Here is a 21,066-nt window from a genome sequence, read left to right as displayed (position 1 = left end):
AGGAAAAACCGGTCAGCCGAGATTCACTTCAACGTAATGCTCCCGGTGATCATCCACCAGGGGGATCAGACCTTGCCGCAGCCCGGCCTTCTCAAAACCGGATTCTTTTTGCTGGACGCCGTCAACCACCACGCGGATCACATCTCCCGGTTTTTCACCAACACACCTGAACCTAATGTGGTAGAGCGTCTCCCGATAGCGATAATGGATTTCGTACGACTCCCAATGGGCCGGAATGCAGGGGGTAATGCGCAGCCGGTCCACTTCCAGTTGCAGGCCCAGAAGTGCTTCCACGGTCAGCCGATACATCCAGCTCGCCGCCCCGGTGTACCAGGTCCAACCGCCGCGCCCGGTGTGGGGTTTCGCCGCGTAAATATCGGCGCACATGACATACGGCTCGACCTTGTAGCGTTCAATCTCCGCAGGCCCATTCCCGTGATTGACAGGGTTCAGCATGGCAAACAATTCCCACGCCCGTTCCCGTTCACCCAGCATCGCAAAGGCCATGGTGGTCCAGATTGCAGCATGGGTGTACTGGCCGCCGTTCTCGCGCACGCCCGGCACATAGCCCTTGATATAACCCGGTTCAAGGGAAGACTTGTCAAAGGGCGGGTCGAGGAGTTGAATCAGCTGACTCTCGGGTCGCACCAATTGTTTATCCACCGCCGTCATCGCCTGACGGGCCCGCACCGGATCTCCGCCACCGGAAATGACCGACCAGCTCTGGCTGATCGAATCGATCCTGCATTCTTCGTTTTCAGCCGAGCCTAAAGGCGTGCCGTCATCAAACCAGGCCCGTTTATACCATTCACCATCCCAGCCATGCGCCTCGATGTTTTCACGCAGGCGCGCCGCCTGCCCGGCACATTCCTCGGCAAAAAGTGCATCTTCCCGGCCCTGCGCCAGTCCGGCAAACCGCTGCAGATTCTCATACAGGAACCAGGCCAGCCAGACGCTCTCGCCCCTGCCGTCACGTCCGACGAGATTCATCCCGTCGTTCCAGTCGCCGCAACCCATCAGCGGTAACTGATGTTCACCGAAACGCAGTCCGTTTTTAATTGCCCGTACACAATGTTCATACAGGCTTGCCGTTTCCGCAGAGGGCTGCGGCTGGTCGTAATAAGCCTCTTCTTCCGGTCGCAACTCGCGCCCTTCCAGAAACCGGACTGACTCGTCAAGCACTCCGGTATCGCCGGTCGCCGCCACGTAGCGACAGGTCGCATACACCAGCCAGAGATAGTCGTCAGAGAAATGGGTCCGCACCCCTTGTCCGTTTGGCGGATGCCACCAATGCTGCACATCACCCTGCAGGAACTGGCGTTCGGCGCAGCGGAGCAACTGCTCGCGGACGAGCCCGGGGGTGGTATGAAGCAACGCCATGGTGTCCTGCAACTGATCGCGAAACCCGTAGGCGCCACCGGATTGATAATAGCCGCTGCGGCCCCAGAGTCTGCAGGAAAGTGTCTGATAGACAAGCCAGCCGTTGGCCAAAACGTTGAGCGCTGGATCCGGTGTCTCTACGTTTACGGCTCCCAAAGTGTGGTTCCAGTGTTCCCAGACTGCTTCCAGTGCCTGTTGTGCGCCTGCCGGGCCGCTGTATTGTTCGATAAAGCGTCGTGCCTGCTCACCGTTGGCGGCGGCGCCGAAAATAAAGACGATCTCATGCTCCTGCCCCTCGGCCAGTTTGATCTGGCTCTGAATCGCGGCGCACGGGTCAAAGCCAGCCCCGGTCCGGCCCGATAATCGTTTGCGCCGCATGGCCGCGGGGCTTGCAAGAGAGCCGTTGCGACCTATAAACCCTGTACGGTTTCCGGTCACTGAACGCTTCAGTTCACTGACCTGGACAAAGACGATTCGATTATCGCATTCGTGGCCATAAGCGTTGCGGGCAAACAGCGCCCCGCTCTGCAAGTCGGTTTCAGTTGCAATGTGCATCAGATTGGAGTGTCGCCACTCACCGAGTACCAGTTCCCAGTACCCGGTGAGCGACAGTCGACGTGTTCGCCTGGAATGGTTGCGCAGTTTTATCACTGCAAACTTTACCGGTGCGTCCATGGCAACGTAGGTGAACATTTCAGAGGAAATGCCGTCTTCGTAATGCTCGAAGGCGCTGTATCCAAAACCGTGCCGACAGACATAACCGGAGCGGCCGCGGGCGGGCAACGGTGTTGGAGACCAGAACGCACCTGTTTCCTCGTCACGGATATAGAACGCTTCACCACTACTGTCGCAGAGCGGGTCGTTGTGCCAGGGGGTCAGCCGGAATTCGTGGGCATTTTCCACCCAGGTATAGGCACTGCCGCTCTCGCTGACAACTGTGCCGATATGCGGGCTGGCAATGACATTGACCCAGGGCGCCGGGGTATTTTGCCCCGGTTCCAGAGTGATAACGTATTCGCGTCCGTCGGGGGTAAATCCGCCCAGGCCGTTGGTGAAAATGCGTTCACGCCTTGACAGTGGATGGACCTCTTCAGGGCTCGGTTGCCGCGACGGCTCGAAACGGTCGGAGACACGCTCCGGCGACTGGCGACGCTCCACCTGTTCGATCACGGTCTCGGTGGTATCGTCAAAAACGATGCGGGCAACAGTCTGGAACAGGACCCGATCCTCCTCGGAAAGCTCTTCAGCACGCCGCACAAAGACCCCGCCCGGTTTGTCGATAATCTGCGCCTCAGGACCGGCATTGATCAAGCCGATGATCCGGTCTTGCAGGAGTGCCCGGTATCCTGAAAAATCCTCGTTGATGATCACCAGATCCGAGATCAACCCTTTCATCCGCCAATAGGCATGGGCTTGCAGCACCTGTTTTGCCAGATCGATACGATTTATGTCGCCGATGCGCAGCAGGATGATCGGCAGATCTCCCGAGATGCCAAAGCGCCACAGGCCGGGCTGACCCAGCCGGTTTCGGCCGATGATGCCGGGTGCGGCCCGACGCAAACCGTTGGCGTAAATGACCGACGAGGCCAGTCGGCCATAGAGCTGGGCCTCACTCTCTGTGGCGCCAAGATGGCGCAACACTTCCTGGCTCTGGAACCAGGCCATCTCAAAGGCGCGTTCAACAAAGTGTTTGTCACAGTATTTATCAAGCAAAGCCAGAGCGCCGTCACGAGTGTCTGCAACCCCGGAAATGATCTGTACGGTAGCTGACTGGTCGGCTGTCAATTCGATGGTCCGGCGAATTGCAACAATGGGATCAAGAACCGAACCATCGGTATTCGACAATTCAGAGGGGGATTTTTTATGGTCAAGAACCAGCGGGTTCGCCACAGTTCGGCCGCGACCAATGAATCTTGCGCGGTCGGTCTCGAAGGTGGGTTCGCCTGCAACGACACCGGGAACCGACAACAGATGAAACATCCAGGGGACCTGTTCTCCAGGGGTGCGGCGGCGGCGCGTACAGAGGATCGCCTGTCGGTCGGGGATGATTTCGGTCTGCACGAAGAGATTACTGAAGGCGCGATGGGCCAGGTCGGCATTGAGCGGCGCCAGCACGACCTCCGCATAACTCGTGACCTCGATATGGCGGATACGGGATGACAGATTGGTGAGCTTGACCCGGCGAATCTCGACATCGTCTTCAGGTGAAACGCTGATCTCGGTATGGGCTTCGATGGCATCATCACGCCTCCGGTATTCGGCCCGCGCCTGCACAAAGATCGCCTCGTAATGATCCGCCTGACGCAGTGTCGGCTGATGGCTTGTCGACCAATAGCGCCCCGTGTCGCGGTCACGCAGGTAAATGAAAGAGCCCAGCCCGTCAACCGTAGTATCCTCGCGCCAGCGGGTGACCGACAAGTCGCGCCAGCGGCTGTAACCCCCACCGCTGTTTGTCGCCATGACATGATATCTGCCGTTGGATAACAGGTGAACTTCGGGTGACGGTGTATCCGGGTTATTGAAGACGCGCATGATCGAACCCGCATCCGTTGCCGGCGGGTGCGCGGCGGCGCTCACTTCGGCAGCGTGCGGGTGCAGTGGCGCTCCTTTTTTCGGCACCCGCTCCTGCAGCAGCAATTCCGTCGCCCGGGCCAGAGGGTCGGACATGAAGCGGCGCTGCATGGGCTGGTTGAGTAACACATAGGCATAGGCCAACAGGCTCATGCCTTGATGATGCGCCATGAACGTGCGAACGACAGAGTGATTTTTGCCGGGTGGCAGTCGTGAGGGCGTGTAATCGATTGCCTCGTAGAAACCATGCCCGCCGAGGAATCCTTTGGCGGCCAGGGTTTGTAAATTGCGACACGCTTCGACCGGCGCCACCATCAGGGCCATGGCGCTGGCGTAGGGGGCAATGACCAGGTCGTCTCCCAGGCCTCGTTTGAAGCCCAGCCCCGGCACCCCGAAGGCCCGATATTGATACACCTGCTGGATGTCTGTGGCATTATAGCAGGATTCGGAAATCCCCCAGGGCACGGCGCGCTGCCTGCCGTATTCGATCTGGCGGGCTACGGCGGCCTTGCAGGTCTGGTCGAGCAAGGTGTTCTCGTAACTCGGCATGATCAATTGGGGCATGAGATACTCAAACATCGAGCCGCTCCATGAAATCAAACTCACATTACCGCCCTGACTTGTCAATAAGCGACCAAGTAAAAACCAGTGCTTCTGCGGCACCTGTCCCTGGGCGATCAGCAGGAAACTTGCCAAGCGCGCCTCCGAGGCCAAAAGGTCATAACAAGAGGGGTCGCGACGCCGCTCTCCGACATCGTAGCCAATGTTCAGCAAACCACGCGACGTATCATAGAGAAATTCAAAATCCATTATTGCCAGTTTCCGGCACCGCTCCGCCAGACCATCGATAACCCGGAGCCGTGCTGCAGCCTCGTTGCTCCGTGCCCCCGCTCCACCCGCCGAACTTGTTACAGGGGAGGGGTTCGCAAGTTCTCCAAGGGTCGGAATAGTGTCGAAATGTTTCGGCTCGGGCACCAGAAAACCCAGATCCTCCTGCAGGGCACGGGATTGCCGGTCGAATTCCTGAGCCCAGTAATAGAGTTCGCCATCAACCTCAATATCCGCCGGCAACCATGCCATGAGTCCCTTGCCGGCCTGATGCATCTCGGTCAGCTGGGTAGCGGCAGCAGCCAGGGTCAGAGGCTGCCGGTTCAGGGTGCGGGAGTGAAGAGTGTCCTGCAGAAATTTTATTTGCCGGGTAAGGTCCGGGGCTGCCTCCAGGGGCAGCTGCTCGGCCAGCACCCGCAAGGTGTCCCGCAACCCCTGAAAGGCGTTTTCAGTGAGAATCGGCTGGTTCTTCAACTCGGCCAGGCCCGCCTGCAGGGTGAGCAGGCTGCCGGCCAGGTTACCGCTGTCAACCGAAGAAATATATTGCGGCCGCAACGGTTCAAGGGTGCGGGTATCATACCAGTTGTAAAAATGGCCGCGGTAGCGCTCCATCTCTTCCATGGTGGTCAGGGTGTTTTCGGTCAGCTGCAGGAATTCTCCGGCAGAGATGTAGCCGAAGTCATAGGCGGCCAAATTCGCCAGCAATGCCATGCCGATATTCGTGGGCGAGGTTCGCGAGGCGATGAGCGGCTCGGGATGGATCTGAAAATTATCGGGCGGCAGCCAGTTGTCTTCCGGGCCGACCAGCTCCGCGAAGAAGCGCCAGGTGCGGCGGGCGGAGCCACGTAGAAACGACTGTTGATCGACGGTCAGCTCAGTTGTCGGCGGTAAAAGGGGCTTACTTATCCACCAGCCGAAAACCGGTGACGCGAACCAGAGAAACACGATGGGCGCGCAGAAGATCAACTCCGTTGCTCGGCTGCTCCCCATGAGGAAAAGCAAAGACAAGCCAAGCATCACCGCGAGAAAAGGTGCGACCCACATCTCCATAAAAAAATCGCTCAATGTCCGACAGGCGTTACGACGCGCATAGGACGGCAATTGCCAAAGCAACAGACCGCGTCGCGTAAACAGCATCCGGAGCCCTGAGCGCAGAATCGCATCCAGGCAGATAAAGGCATCATAGGGCAACAGGACCAGGGTCAGAAAGGCGAGGACAATCGGTCGGCCCGCAGATTTACTTGTCATGAGCAGATGCACTGCCCAGGCATGCAACTCAGGCTTGCGAATGAATCCGATTGCGGCTGCCAGTAGCGCGGGAAGAAACATCACCGCCGTGATCAGCAGGGTCCAGAACCATGCCGGTCCCGGACCAATCAACCAACCGCCTGCAAGCAACGCCAAGAGCATCGGCGGCACAAGACTGCGGCGCAGGTTGTCGAAAATCTTCCACACAGATAAGGCGGTGAGCGGGTTTCGCTGCCGCTTTGCCTGCGAGGCATTTGAGTCAGATGCTTCATTTACTCGAGAAGGCGGGCCGGTAACAGAGGGCAGCAGCCAGCCGGCAAGCTGCCAGTCACCACGTATCCACCGATGCCTGCGGCTCGCCTCCATGGCGTAACTGGCCGGATGCTCCTCTATGAGATCGACATCGGTCACCAGGGCAGAACGTGCATACCCGCTTTCAAGCAGATCGTGACTGAGAATCAGATTTTCCGGAAAGCGACCATCTACAGCCTGCCGGAAGGCATCCACATCGTAGATACCCTTGCCGATGAATGAGCCTTCGCCGAAAATATCCTGGTAGACATCCGAAATCTCCCGGGTATAAGGATCAATCCCAGACTCCCCGGCGTAGAGTTTGCTGAATCGTGATTGCCCGGCACTGGTCAGGCTGATCGAGGCCCGCGGTTGCAGGATCGCGTAACCCCGGACAATCCGTTTCTGGTCAACATCGTAGATCGGACGGTTTAGCGGATGGGCCATGTTGCCGATCAAGGTGCGTGCCGCATCACGGGGAAGCTGGGTGTCGGTATCGAGAGTGATGACGTATTGGATCGAAGGAAAGAGTGAGGGATCACCGACGATCTTCGAAAAGGCTGCCTGCGCCCCTCCACGAAGCAGGGCGTTAAACTGCTCAAGTTTGCCGCGTTTTCGTTCATATCCCATCCACACCCGTTCGCAAGGATTCCACTCGCGGGGTCGGTGAAACAGATAGAAGATGCACGGCCGGTCGTCGCGGTAGGTCTCGTTAAGGGCTGAAATCCCTGCACTCGCCCGGGCGAGCAAGGCGTCATCGTCGGGCAGGCTTTGCTCCGGCGCATCACGAAAATCCGTCACCAGGGCAAAGAACAGATTGGCATCCCGATTCCCCAGATAGCGGATTTCGAGTGCTTCCAGAAGATCATCAATCTCCTGCGCCCGGCCAAGCAGGGTCGGGACGATCACCATGGTGCGGTGCCCGTTTGGAATTGCTTTGGAAAAATCCAGTCGTGGCAAAGCACGGGGCGGCAGAACGAGGGTGACCAACATGTTCACCAGCGGCACGGCCAGCGCTGAGGCACTGATGGCGCCGGTAATGGCAAAAAACCAGATACGCCAGTCACTCGGGGTAAACCCGGCAAAAGTGAAGAAAACCGTCGATGCCGTAAGGACAGTGAGTACCAGAATGGGTCCGAGATAAAGGGGCAGCAGGCACCGGCGGCACATTCGGTCGAATCTTAATTTCCACGGCAAACGGTAGTCAACCGTCCGCTCCAGAGTCAGCCGCCCCTGATCGATCAGGTAATAGCCGACATGGGCGCCACGATTATCGGTATCGGAACTCTTAACCGAACTTTGCGCCAGAGAAACGGCCTGGCGGGCAACCCCTAATTCACTGTATGCACTGCCTCGTGCCAGATCTTCGATGACATGCCGGTAACGATCTCGAGTATCGAAATCCTGGGCTGCATGCATTCCCGCCGGATCTTCTCGCAAAGTCTGCTCGACGACACTGAGCGACTCGACATACTCGCGCCAGTCCATGGCGCCGATAAAACGCAGACTGCCGATACTGTTGGCAAGAGAAATCTGGTTGGCCGCAGCGGTTCGACCGGCGGCCGCCGACAACTGGGTAGCCGTGACCCCTTGTTCGAGGAGCTTCTGTTCGACCCAGGTTTGCACGAACGCCATGGCTGGGCCCTGGGCCTGTAATCTTGCATAAAATTCTTCCACAAACGGAGCGGTCAGAGGCACATCGGCATCGGCAAACCTGGCGAGCAACTGAATGAGTTTTTTGGGTTCTTTTTCAGCCGTTGCCAGCATGCGGTCGGCCCAGATGGTTGCTGCGTCGAGCTCCTCGCGCCGTTGGGCAATACGCAGGGCGATGCGGCGGAGGTTTTCCAGCAGGGCCAGCTGCAGCATGATCGGGAAGGCCCACAATTCGCCGAGTTTTAAGGGATCTGCGTTCTGATAGGCGACAACGAACTGAGTGGCATTGTCACTGTCGACACGGCCATCCATATGCGAAATCAACTCCAACGCTAAATCATAGATGCGAGGAAAACCGGCCGACGGACCATCGGTCAGGCGAGGCAACTGCCGGCTGTAGCCACGCGGCAGATGATGACGCGCCAGACTGACCTGCTGCTCGATGAGATAAAAATTATCAAGAAGCCAGGCCTCGGCCGGGACGATACGCTGCCCCGGAGTGGCAGCGGCGGTAACGAGTTCATAGGCCGCCAGGAGAACGCGGGCATTATCCGTCAATCTCGGCAATAACCTGTCCGCTCCCGGATGAGGTTCGATTCTATGCCGACCGGCCAGGGTTACCGCATGCCGTTTCAACTGCTCAATGCTGAACAATTCCGAACGCAGCAGTTCGGTATCCTGGTCGGTATGCAGCGCACTCCGGGTGCGCGTCGAAATTTGAAGCTCTTTATTGACTATGATATTCTCCTTACAGAACCCATTAATGCATTTTTTCACTATCCAGAAAAGTTTTGGTCGCCTTTCCGGATCTCTTTGCGGCCTTCTTTTCTTTCGAGGTCATGGCCGGTTTCTTCTTTCCTTCCCTGTTGCTTTTTCGTTCTTTGGTCATGGTGTTCGCTCCTGTCCCCGATAGATCGGGAACTCATTGAGGTTCGGAACTCTTTTCCCTGCCCCGTACAAAAAGGACAGTGCCTTGACGAAAATATTTTCAGATGTGGAGATTACTGATGAAATGCTTCTCAGACCAAGCTCTACCGTCCAGGGTGTCGCTGCGTCTGAGAAATGATATCTGTGGAAGCTTTGTGAAGTGTCCTAAAACGTCAAAGGGAATGTGTTCCGTCTTTCAGAAACCGCAGAACACCCCTCTTTCCGACAATGAGAAAAGCCGTAACGGATGGAGGTAATACACATATATGAGTGTACCACATTAACGGAGAATAGCTTCACCTGATTTGTCCAGAAATGGATGAAGCACAAGCAGGGCGAGGACTTGCAGAGAACCGAGGCTGCTGTCGGGATAAAAAGGAAGTATCGAAGGCGGGAAAATCAGTAAATGAGGAAGACAAAAGCCCCGAAATTCTGGTGTGGGCGAGGGGGTGCAAGGGGTCATGCGAGGCAAGGGGTCAGGCAAGGGGTCGGCAAGGGGTCAAGCGGCTTTTGACTTTTGTTGAATCCACCCCGCCTTCTCGAAGTCAACATAGCTCTTGAGTATCTCGCCTCGTCAATTCAAGCTGTGCAACCAGAAACAACCACTCAAGCCTGTAGATTATATTGTCATTTTATATCAGACTGAGTTTTAGTCGTTAAGATTTCTTCCGGAGCAAACTCTCCCTACGCGGCCTGGCTGCCCAGATAGTCGCCGCCCGACTGGCCCGCTTCCTTCATCGCGAGGTAATCGTCGAAATCCATCATCACGTCGGTGATCCCTTCCGGAGTGATCTCGACAATCCGGTTGGCCACGGTGGAGACCAGCTGGTGGTCGTGGGAGGCGAACAGAATCACCTCGGAGAAATCGGCGAGGCCGTTGTTTAAAGAGGTGATCGACTCGAGGTCGAGATGGTTGGTCGGTTCGTCGAGGATGAGTGCGTTCGCGCCGGAGAGCATCATCTTCGAGAGCATGCAGCGCACCCGCTCGCCCCCGGAGAGGACCGAGGTTTTCTTCAGCGCCTCTTCCCCGGAAAAGAGCATCTTGCCCAGAAACCCGCGGACAAAACTCTCGTGCTCCTTGGGCGGCGTGAACTGGCGCAGCCAGCCGACCAGATCGAGATCGCCGTTATTGAAATAGTCGCTGTTCTCCTTCGGAAAATAGGAGTTCTTGATCGTCACCCCCCAGCGGAAAGTGCCGGTATCGGGTTTCAACTCCCCGGCGAGGATCTGGAAGAGGGTGGTTTTCGCGAGGCTGTTCGGCCCGACCACGGCGATCTTGTCACCTTTGTTGACGGTGAGGGAAAGGTCTTTGAACATCGTCACCCCGTCGATCTCCTTGCCGAGATCCTTGATCTCGAGGATCACGTCGCCGCAGGGGCGTTCCGGCTGGAAGACGATGTACGGGTATTTCCGGGAGGAAACCGGCATGTCTTCGAGGGTGAGTTTTTCCAGGAGTTTCTTGCGCGAGGTGGCCTGCTTGGCCTTGGAGGCGTTGGAACTGAAACGGCGGATGAATTCCTTGAGTTCCTCGGCCCTGGCCTGGGCCTTTTTGCCCTCGGCCTCCTTCTGGTGGAAACGAAGCTGGCTTGCTTCATACCAGAAGTCGTAGTTGCCCACGTAAACCTGGATCTTGCCGTAATCGATATCGGCCATATGGGTGCAGACCTGGTTTAAGAAATGGCGGTCATGGGAGACGATGATCACGGTATTGTTGAACCGTGACAGAAAGGCCTCCAGCCAGTTGATGGTCTTCAGATCCAACTGGTTGGTCGGCTCGTCCAGGAGCAGGATGTCCGGGTTGCCGAACAGGGCCTGGGCCAGGAGCACCCGCACCTTGTCGCTGCCGTCGAGATCCTTCATTCTTTTCTGATGCATCTCTTCCGGGATTCCGAGCCCGCTCAGCAACACCGCCGCCTCGGCCTCGGCTTCATAGCCGTTCATCTCCCCGAATTTCACCTCAAGCTCTCCGGAACGGATGCCGTCTTCCTCGGTAAAATCGGCCTTGGCGTAAAGCGCCTCGCGCTCGGCCATCACCTTGTAGAGTTTCTTGTGGCCCATGATCACGGTATCGAAAACGGTGTGTTCATCGAAGGCGAACTGGTCCTGGCTCAGCATCGCGATCCGCTCTTTTGATCCTTTGGAGACCTCACCCCGATCGGCCTCGAGCTTGCCGGCGAGGATTTTCAGAAAGGTGGATTTCCCGGCGCCGTTCGCCCCGATCAGCCCGTAGCAGTTGCCCGGGGTGAACTTGATGTTGACGTCCTGGAAGATGACTCTCTTGCCGTAGGAAAGAGCGATATTCGTTGCAGTGATCATGGTCGTACCTCAATAAATAAAAAGCCGCACTCCCTGTTATCGGGGCCTGTGCGGCACGTTTGTTTCGTAAAGATTAAGTTGCGCAGCTCGCCTGCTCGTACCGATAAGCGAGTTTACGAGACATCGAGACTTATACCCGAAGGGGAAAAGTATCAGACGACAAAGAGCGGCTCCACAAAGTGGGCCTCTGTTATATCCGAAATTCCCGGAAAAACAACAACTTTTTACAAAACTACACCCTGCCTGGCACTCCCGGGCACCTGCATGGTCACCTGCAATCATCCCCATCACTGGTGAAATGTTTTGTTTCCGGGGAAACCAAGTATGCTAAAAAAAATATATAGTCCTCGGATCCATCTGTGCTAGCATTTTCCTCAGGAGCCGTTTTTTCAGCATATTTTCAGCAGGGATTTTCTTCATGACCACCGGAACAAACACTACCATCTTTGCAGACCTGCTTGACAATTCGGCGGTGGCAACTTTTGTGATCAATCCCGAACACCGGGTGATGTACTGGAACAGACCCTGCGAGATATTAACCGGCCTGAAAGCTTCCGCCGTGATCGGTACCGACAATCACTGGCGGCCGTTTTATGAGTCAAAACGCCCCTGCCTCGCCGACATTGTCCTCAGCGGCCGGTATGACAACCTGCCTGGGCTCTATACGCGATTCAGAAAATCAGTTCTGATCCCGGACGGATTGCACGCCGAGGGCTGGTATCAGGAGCTCGGGGACCAGCGGAGATATATCATTTTCGATGCTGCCCCGATCCGCAACAGTTCGGGAGAATTAGTCGGGGTCATTGAAACCCTGCAGGACATTACCGATAAAAAATCGGCTGAAGAGGAAAAAGAGGCGCTCATCTTAAAACTGCAGCATATCATTGCCGAAACCTCCGCCATCAGCGGCTTCGTCTCAATCTGTTCCTCGTGCAAGGACATCCGTGAGGAAAACAAATGGATCCCGGTCGAAAAATATATCATGGATCGAACCGAGGCGAAATTCACTCACAGCATCTGCCCCGGCTGCGCCAGGAAACTTTACCCGGAATTAAATCTATTCCCCGAGTCCGCATGACCATCCTCTAACTGGTAACTCAACTTTCTGAGTTAGGTTAATCTCCCGATAAAGCTGAGTTGAGCAGCTGGCCTGCTCGTACGAAACTTATACCCGTAGGGTGAAAAAAATCAGTCATTCCGGCTCCTGACTTCTGGCTTCTGAATTTTAATCATGGAATGCAGCCATGGCTCGGAACTATTTTATGACAGCAAACCAATATCTTAACGCATGTCAGAAAGTTGAGCTGGTAACTCTGCCGGCTTTCTATCCCCTCTCCTCCTGTCTGCAGCACACTAGAAATCGATCTGAAAACTGTAGACATCTTCCTCCAGAGCGCTTTTCACCCGGAATCCGCAATGGTTGAAAATATTCTGCATCCGCCGGTTCTCCTTTAACACCTCGGCGGTGAACCCGGCAATTCCGCTTCTCTTGGCGAGAGCCACCAGATGCTTGAAGAGAAAGGTGCCGATCCCGTGATTCTGCCAGTCGTCGCGGATGACAAAGGCCACCTCGGCCCGGTTCGATTTCGGATCGAGATAATAGCGGCCGACGGCGACAATATCCTCCCCGTGGGCCTCGGGCACGGTGCCGACGATCGCCACATCCTGACGGTGGTCGATATAGACAAAATTCTGCACCTGCTGATGACTGAATTTGGTCTTGTGGGTCATAAACCGGTAATAGACCGTTTCCTGGGAAAGGGTATAATGCAGGTCGCGCATCGAGTGTTCGTCGGTGGGATGCACCGGCCTGAAACTCACCTGGGTCCCGTCGTCGAGCAGCATGGTGGTTTCCATCTCCTGGGAGGCGACCACGAACCGTCCTTCCACTTCAGTCATTTCCTGGCGCAGATAGCGGGCCTTGATCGCATCTTTTAACAGCTCTTCCCTGAATTTCGGATGGGCGATACTGATCAGGGCGAGCGCCCTTTCATGGACGCTTTTTCCATGGAGATAGGCAACCCCGAACTCGGTCACCACATAATGCACCTCACCCCTGGTGGTCACCACCCCGGCCCCGGGGGTGAGATGGGTGACGATCCGGGAGCGGGTTCCCTTTCTGGCGGTGGCCTGCAGGGCGATAATGGCCTTGCCGTTTTTACTGCGGGAGGCCCCGCGATTAAAGTCCACCTGGCCGCCGATCCCCGAGTAGAATTTTTCCCCGAGGGAGTCCGCACACACCTGGCCGGTGAGATCGATTTCCAGGGCGGTATTGATCGCGACCATCTTGTGCTGCCTGCTGATCACATGGGTATCGTTGACATATTCGGTGGGCCGGAAGCAGAAGATCGGATTGTTGTCGATAAAATCGTATAATTTCTTGCTGCCCATACTGAAGCTCGCCACCACCTTGCCGCGGTCCGTGGTTTTCCTGCTGCCGTTGACCGCCCCGCATTTGATAAGCTTCATGATCGAGTCGGTCAAAAGCTCGGTATGGATCCCGAGGTCCTTCTTGTCCTGCAGAAAATCAGCCACCGCGTGAGGGATCCTGCCGATACCGAACTCCACCGTCGAGCCGTCTTCCACCAGGGCGGCGATATATTCCCCTATTCTGCTGGTTTCCTCGGTGGAGTCGGACTGGCCCCGCTCCAGAATCGGACAATCCACCGGCACCAGAATATCAATATCGTAAATGTCGATGGTGCTGTCACCCATGGTTCTCGGCATCTGCGGGTTGACCTGGGCAATGACCAGCGAGCCGTTTTCCGCAGCGCTCTTGACGATATCAACCGACACCCCGAGGCTCACCTTGCCGTGCACATCCGGCGGGGTCACATGGATCAGCACCACATCGAGCGGCAATCGACCGGAACTGAAGATCCGCGGAATATCGGAGAGCAGGATCGGCGTGTAGTCGCCAAGCCCTTCCTGGATATGGCCGCGGATGGCGGTGCCGATGAAAAAGCTGTTGACGTTGAAGCTGTCGGCGAGCTTCCGGTCGGCGTAGGGCGCCTCCCCTTTGGCCAAGAGCTGGATGATTTCCACGTCGGCCAGTTCGTTGGCCCTGGCGGTCAAGGCCCGGACCAGTTCCACCGGTTCCGCGCAGCCGGTGCCGATAAAAACCCGCTGCCCCGGCTTGATCTTTTTCACCGCATTGAGCGGGGTGGCAATCATGTCCCGGTACTTTTCCTGCCAATCCGGCTGGTTGTTTTTCATCTCTTTCTGAGTGCTCATGGTTTGCCCCCTTTGACCTGCTGCAGGGTAAGGCGGACATCGGCAACCCAAGGGTCGCTGCCGACCTCACCGACAATAAAGGGGTTGATGTCCAGTTCGGCGATCTGCGGAAAATCGGTTGTCAGCTGGCTGATGCGCTGCAGGCCGTTGGCGATGGCCTTCAGATCCACTCCCTTGTGGCCGCGTCGTCCTTCGAGCATTTCATACGACCTGGTTGCTTTGAGCATCTGCACCGCCTCGTCTTCGGTGATCGGCGCCAGATGGAAGGTCACGTCCTTCATCACCTCGACAAAAATGCCGCCCAGACCGAACATCAGCATCGGTCCGAACTGGGCATCACGACTCATGCCGATGATCACTTCAAGGCCGGGATCGAGCATCTTTTCAACATACACCCCTTCAATCCAGGCATCGGGGGCGCGCTGACCGATCCGGATCATCATCAGGTCAAAATAATCCCTGACGCCCCCGGGATTGGCCACATTCAAGCGTACCCCGCCCATGTCGGATTTATGGACGATATCGGGAGAGACGATTTTCAAGGCCACCGGGTACCCGATCCGCCCGGCGATCTCGACCGCTTCCTCAGCACTGGTTGCCAGATGTCCGTCAGGGATCTGAAAGCCATAGGCCTGGAGGATGTTCTTCCCCTTCACCTCACCGATCTGCAGACGCCCGGTCCGCAACCGCCGGGAAATGATCCGCTCCACCCGCCGCCGGTTCACCCGGAAACGGGTGACAATCCGGGGCGGCCTGTTCTGCCAGGAGGCATATTCATACATCGCCTTCAGGGCGTTGACCGCCCGCTCCGGAGATTCGTAATCAGGCAGCCCTGCCTCGGCAAGCTCTTCACGACCCGGCATCACCGCATGGCCGCCCATGAATGACACCAGAACCGGCTTGTCACCCTTCAGGTTTTCGGCAATGGCGCGGGCGGTATCGGCAGCCCTGGTCATCGCCTGGGGGGTCAGGATAATGATGATCGCGTCAACTTCCGGATCATCCTGGGCGGCGATGAGCGCCGCGACATATCGTTCCGGATCGGCATCGCCCAGAACATCCACCGGATTGCCGAAACTTGCTGCCCCGGGAAGCTTTTCCCGTAAGGAAGTGTGGGTGTTGCGGTCGAGCTCCGCGACCCGCAACCCCGCCTTTTCCACGGCGTCGGCCGCCATGGTCCCCGGCCCGCCGGCATTGGTGATGATCAACACCCGGTTGCCCTTCGGCAGGGGCTGCATGACGAAGGCCGTGGCGTAATCAAAAAGCGCCTCAAAGGTGTCGGCCCGCACCACTCCGGACCGCTTGAACGCCGCGCCATAGGCTGTTTCAGATCCTGCGAGCACCCCGGTGTGGGAAGAGGCCGCCTTCATCCCGGCTTTGGTGGTCCCTGATTTTAAAATAACCACCGGCTTGTTGACCGAAGCCTCTTCGGCGCCCTTGATAAAATCGTCTCCGGAACTGATGTCTTCCAGATACCCGACGATCACTTTCGTCTGCGCATCATGGGCCAGCACCTTTAAAAAATCCACCTCCGTCAGGTCCGCCTTGTTACCGATGCTCACCATCTTAGCGAGACCCAGATGGCGCCCTTCGGCAAGATCAAGAATGGCGGTTGACAGCGCCCCGGACTGGGAAACAACCGAAATGCCCCCTTGGCGCGGCATTTTCCCGGCAAAGGAGGCATTCAGCCTGCTTTCGGTATTGATCAGCCCCAGGCAGTTCGGACCAAGCAGACGCACATTTTTTGCCCGGCACAGCCCCGCCAGCTCTTTTTCAAGATCAGCCCCTTCCGGGCTCGTCTCCTTGAAGCCGGCGGTAATCACCACCACGCTTTCCGCCCCCGCCTTGATTGATTCCTTCACCGCGTCCAGAACCAGGGCACGGGGCACGGCGATGATAGAGAGATCGATCTTGCCGTCATACTCCCCGGGACTTTTCAGGCATGGCAGACCCAGAACCGATTCCGCCGAAGGATTGACCGGCAGAATTTTGCCGGAAAATCCCCCGGCCACCAGATTCTGCACGATATCATGCCCGACCTTCCCGGGAGTACGGGAAGCCCCGATCACCGCCACCGTTTTCGGACAGAAGAGTGTTTCAAGCATAGTTCATTCCTTTACCCATCTCGGTCACGCCGCCGGTGCGACAGTCTCAAAACCAGCCGCCGCCAGCGTTGTATGCACCCCGCTGAGGTTGTGGGTGTGTATTCTGATATAAATCAAACCCGCTCCGGAATCCGATTCCGGCCGGACATTCCTGATCAGCCTTGAGAAAGGGACGTTCTTTCCCTCCAGAGCGGCAGTAAGCCTGCTCAGAGGATTCGGTTTTCCGTCATCTTTAACCGCGATCAGGGTCGATCCTTTTTCTCCCAGTCCGAAAAGCTTTTTGTAAGCGGCCAGAAGATCACGGACGGAAAAAATTCCGACAACTTTCTGCTCTGCGTCCACCACCGGCAATGCCCCAACCTTTGCCTGGTCGAAGAGCAGCAGTGCATCATCCAGGGTCGACTGCGGAGACAATCGGGCCGTCGCCTCGGTCATGATCTCGCTTAGTTTCATTCCCTTGAACCGCTTCAGGTATCTTCCTCTTTCCTGTTCGTCCATCAGCACCGACGGATAAGCACTGCGCAGATCACGATCGGTCAGCATCCCGGCGAGCCTTCCGGACGCATCGACCACCGGCAGATGGCGGAAGTTTCCGGTCTTCAGGAGATCCTTCACTTGGGGAAGCAAGGTTTCCGGGGTCACCGTGACCACCTTTTTCGTCATAAAATTAACGACAAACATATTCGGGCCTCATTTGTTGTATTCGTTCATCCCTTTGCAGTATTCCGCCACCGAAGCGGCCAGACCGGGCAGGTGATATCCGCCTTCCAGGATCGACACGACTCTGCCGCCACAAAGGTTTTCGCCGAGCGCGGCAATGGTGCGCCCCAGATCGCCGTAAAGTTCAGTGGAAAAGGACAGGCCGGACATATCGTCGAGCGTGTGGCCGTCAAAGCCTGCGGCAACCAGCAATGCCTCCGGCCTGAATTTCTTCACCGCCGGTTCAATTTTTCCGGTAATAGCTTTTTTCACTTCCGCATCTCCGGCCCCCGGCAGCAGCGGGATGTTCAGGGTGGTCCCTTTGCCGGCACCGGTCCCGGTCTCTTCGGCATAGCCGGTTCCCGGAAAACTGAAAGTCGGATGCTCATGGAGGCTTACATATAAAACGTCGGGATCTTCCTCAAAGGTGCTCTGGATGCCGTTCCCATGATGGGCGTCAAAATCAAGGATCGCTATCCGCTGCCGGGAATATTTCCCTTGCCAGTAGCGGGCGGCAATCGCGACATTATTCAGAAAGCAGAAACCGAGGGCTACGGCTTTCTCCGCATGATGGCCGGGCGGCCTGACGCTGCAGAAAATGGTGCCGGCCTCCCCCTTCTCGATCAGATCAATCCCGGCGAGCCCTGCCCCTGCAGCAAGAATTGCAATCTCATAGCTCTCGTAACAGAGCTGATTATCAGGATGGCCAAAATAGCTTCTGCCGGACAGGGCCACCTCTTCAAACCGAAGGAGATATTCTTCGGCATGAACGGTCTGCAGCCACTTTTTTTCGGGTGGTTCCGGTTCGATCGGAAAGACCTGGGAGCCGTCATTCAGTTGAGACAGAGCAGAAGCAATCACCCGCAACCGCTCGGGAATTTCGGGATGCCCTTCCCCGCCGGTATCATGCAGCAGATAACGGGGGTGGGTAATGTGGAATAATTTGGGCCTGCTGGTCATTTAATCTTTTTTCATAACCCGGTACACCCTCTTGAAACCCGATAAAAACAGGGTTTTCGCGGGTGAATGTTTACCATGATAAAAACAGCTTACCGAAAGTTTCATCAACTTGTCGAGAAATGAACACGGACTCCTATTTTTTCCGGTTGGCGGGTTCTGAAATGTTTTACACTCTTCAATTCACATTCCAATCAACAGCCGATTTCAGCGCAGGACTCTTGACTCTGCACCTCCTTCGACAGGCTCAGGGTGAACGGTCGTATGGAACTTATGCTGCCTGTTTACAAATTGTTATGCGTCAAGAACCTTTCGAAACCCGCCCATTCTGAGCTCGTCGAAGGATGGTAAAACTCCAGCTCTTCTTCAGATCGACAGCAGGTTAAAAGCAACAGCAGCACGTCTCGTTTTTACCCAAAAAAAGCAGGCGAAGTTTCGTTGGCAGGCAGAAATTTTTCCCCACTTAAACCGCACGGTTTTTCTCGAAACCATAACAAAGAATAGAGTCATCAATGCCTCCAATCGCCTGCAATGCATGTTCTCAGAAGTATCAACTCACCAGTCAATTTCCAGACAAAAAACTGGGCCGGAATCATTCTTCATAAAATTATTTTTTCACAGTTGTTTTTTTCTGTTGACACTTTATCAAAACACATGCATAAGGGGGTCATAAACAATGATTTTCGCACCGCTTGCGTCCTTTTCTTTTTTACGGAGTTTCGGGCGGTTAAAGCAAGTCAACATTTATGGTTCGACAGAGGCCATCAATGAAGAAAATTAAGGTTGGATCAACACCTCGAAAACAACTCCTTTGCATCCCTGACGCAACACCTTCCCTGTCCCGCATTTAAGCGTGAGACCGATAATCAAAACATATAACTCAAAATAAAATCATCCGTTCGTGGCTGTACTGCGTTTTGCCGAAGGTCCGGTCACAGGAACTGAACAGAAAAACACCGAGGAGAGAACACATGAAACCGCAAGAATTGACCATCGAAGAACCTGATGAACCCCCAAGCCGGCATTATCAGCATCGCGAGGAACCAGAGGAACCTCCATCGTCCCGGGCCGTTTTCGGGGCGCTTGCCATCGCAGCCCCATTAACCGCAGCAACCTCCTCCTTCCGGCAGAAATTTTTCCCCACCGCAACTGAAAATGATTGGCACAGCTGGCAATGGCAGCTGAAAAACCGGGTTACCCGGTTGAAGCAGCTCGAAAAGATCATCCATCTTTCCGAGAACGAGCGTCAGGCCATGCAGTTCAAAGGCACCGCCCTGCCGCTGGCCATTACCCCGTATTATTTGAGCCTGATCGACCCTGACAACCCGGCCCAGCCGATCCGCAGGACCATGGTCCCCACCACCGGCGAGCATCTGATCTCCCAGGGAGAGGAACATGATCCCCTCGGCGAGGACGGACACAGCCCGGTCCCGGGGCTGATCCACCGCTACCCCGACCGGGTGCTCTTTCTGGTGACCGACTACTGTTCAAGCTACTGCCGCTACTGCACCCGTTCGCGGATGGTCGGGAAACGCACCGGCACCAGCCGGGCCCGCTGGCAGAAGGCCATCGCCTATATCGCCGCCAATCCCCAGGTGCGTGATGTTCTGATTTCCGGCGGCGATCCGCTGACCATGCCTGATCATCATCTGGAGTGGCTGCTCAGCCGGTTGCGGAAAATCGAGCATGTGGAGTTGATCCGGATCGGGACCAAGGCCCCCATCGTTCTGCCCCAGCGGATTACCCCGGATCTGGTCGCGATGCTTAAACAGTATCATCCACTGTGGATGAGCGTCCACTGCACCCACCCGGATGAACTGACCCAGGAATCCCGCGAGGCCCTCACCCGGCTTGCCGATGCGGGCATTCCGTTGGGCAGCCAGACCGTGCTGCTCTCCGGGATCAACGATTCGGTGGACACCATGAAGCGGCTGATGCAGGGCCTTGTAAAAAACCGGGTAAAACCCTATTATCTGTACCAGTGCGACCCGATCATCGGTTCTTCCCATTTCCGGACCCCGGTCTCCAAGGGTCTTGAGATTTACCAGGGTCTTCGCGGCCATACCACCGGCTACGCAGTGCCCAATTACGTGATCGACGCCCCCGGAGGCGGAGGAAAAATTCCGCTGCTCCCGGAAACCGTAGTCGGCCGGGAAGGAACGGATCTTTTGATCCGCAACTATGAAGGAAACGTCTACCGCTATCCCGATGTGATCGGAGCGGGAAACGCAGCTGCAGGAGAAGAAGCAAAATGAAGATCGGCATGACCTATGACATGCGCTCGGACTATCTCGCCGCAGGGTTTTCAGAAGACGAGACCGCCGAGTTCGACCGGGATTCGACCATCGACGCCATTGAAGACGCCCTGGCGATCATGGGGCACGAACCGGTGCGGATCGGCAACCTGACGAGCCTGGTCGACCGCCTGGCCGCCGGTGAACGCTGGGACCTCGTCTTCAATATCGCCGAAGGCCTTTATGGCTTCGGACGCGAATCCCAGGTCCCGGCCCTGCTCGACGGCTACCGGATCCCCTATGTGTTTTCCGATCCGCTGGTCCTGGCCCTGACCCTGCACAAGGGAATGGCCAAGCATGTGGTCAGGGACCTGGGCATCGCCACCCCTGATTTTGCGGTGATCAGGACCATTGAAGAACTCAATGATCTCGCCCTGCCGTACCCGCTTTTTGCCAAGCCGGTCGCCGAAGGGACCGGCAAAGGGGTGAACGCGACCTCGAGAATCAACAGTCCGGGAGAACTCGCCACCGTCTGCGCCGACCTGCTGGCGACCTATCGCCAACCTGTCCTGGTCGAAACCTTTCTCCCCGGCCGGGAGTTCACCGTGGGCATTGTCGGCAAC

At 56.5% G+C, this 21,066-nt stretch carries 9 protein-coding genes; 3 read left to right on the top strand and 6 right to left on the bottom strand.

Annotation, left to right across the window (positions count from 1 at the left end; all coding sequences use genetic code 11):
• Positions 1–12: 12 nt before the first annotated feature.
• Together KKG35_15275 and KKG35_15270 are read right to left on the bottom strand one after the other, a co-directional pair.
• A complete protein-coding gene (locus tag KKG35_15275) occupies positions 13–8,640 on the bottom strand; it encodes a cyclic beta 1-2 glucan synthetase (GenBank protein ID MBU1739489.1) in 8,628 nt (2,875 codons plus the stop codon).
• A gap of 942 nt (positions 8,641–9,582) precedes the next feature.
• Complete coding sequence (locus KKG35_15270; GenBank protein ID MBU1739488.1) at positions 9,583–11,214, bottom strand: ATP-binding cassette domain-containing protein; 1,632 nt, start codon at positions 11,212–11,214, stop codon at positions 9,583–9,585.
• Positions 11,215–11,632: 418 nt separating this feature from the next.
• Here KKG35_15270 and KKG35_15265 point away from each other — a divergent pair, with 418 nt between their 5' ends.
• On the top strand, positions 11,633–12,292 hold the full coding sequence (locus KKG35_15265; protein ID MBU1739487.1) for a PAS domain-containing protein: 660 nt from the start codon (positions 11,633–11,635) through the stop codon (positions 12,290–12,292).
• 275 nt (positions 12,293–12,567) lie between these two features.
• Here the strand turns inward: KKG35_15265 and KKG35_15260 are convergent, their stop codons facing one another.
• The 4 genes from KKG35_15260 to KKG35_15245 are packed head-to-tail and all read right to left on the bottom strand — an operon-like array spanning position 12,568 to position 18,212.
• On the bottom strand, positions 12,568–14,430 hold the full coding sequence (locus KKG35_15260) for a GNAT family N-acetyltransferase (protein MBU1739486.1): 1,863 nt from the start codon (positions 14,428–14,430) through the stop codon (positions 12,568–12,570).
• A 14-nt stretch (positions 14,431–14,444) separates the two neighbouring features.
• Entirely contained in the window at positions 14,445–16,553 is a 2,109-nt protein-coding gene (locus KKG35_15255) for an acetate--CoA ligase family protein (protein MBU1739485.1), read from the bottom strand.
• Positions 16,554–16,577: 24 nt separating this feature from the next.
• Entirely contained in the window at positions 16,578–17,234 is a 657-nt protein-coding gene (locus tag KKG35_15250; GenBank protein MBU1739484.1) for a CBS domain-containing protein, read from the bottom strand.
• Between the two features lie 9 nt (positions 17,235–17,243).
• The gene (locus KKG35_15245) at positions 17,244–18,212 is read right to left on the bottom strand and encodes a histone deacetylase (protein ID MBU1739483.1); all 969 of its coding nucleotides are present in this window, start codon (positions 18,210–18,212) and stop codon (positions 17,244–17,246) included.
• Positions 18,213–19,180: 968 nt separating this feature from the next.
• Here KKG35_15245 and KKG35_15240 point away from each other — a divergent pair.
• On the top strand, positions 19,181–20,464 hold the full coding sequence (locus KKG35_15240) for a KamA family radical SAM protein (protein ID MBU1739482.1): 1,284 nt from the start codon (positions 19,181–19,183) through the stop codon (positions 20,462–20,464).
• Positions 20,461–21,066 (top strand): D-alanine--D-alanine ligase (locus tag KKG35_15235; GenBank protein MBU1739481.1); only part of this gene is annotated, 606 nt, incomplete at its 3' end. The genes KKG35_15240 and KKG35_15235, both read left to right, overlap by 4 nt.

The organism is Pseudomonadota bacterium, from assembly GCA_018823285.1.
Classification (GTDB): Bacteria; Desulfobacterota; Desulfobulbia; order Desulfobulbales; family JAGXFP01; genus JAHJIQ01.
Note: the sequence above shows the minus strand (reverse complement) of the source record. Positions and strands in the feature narration are given on the sequence as shown.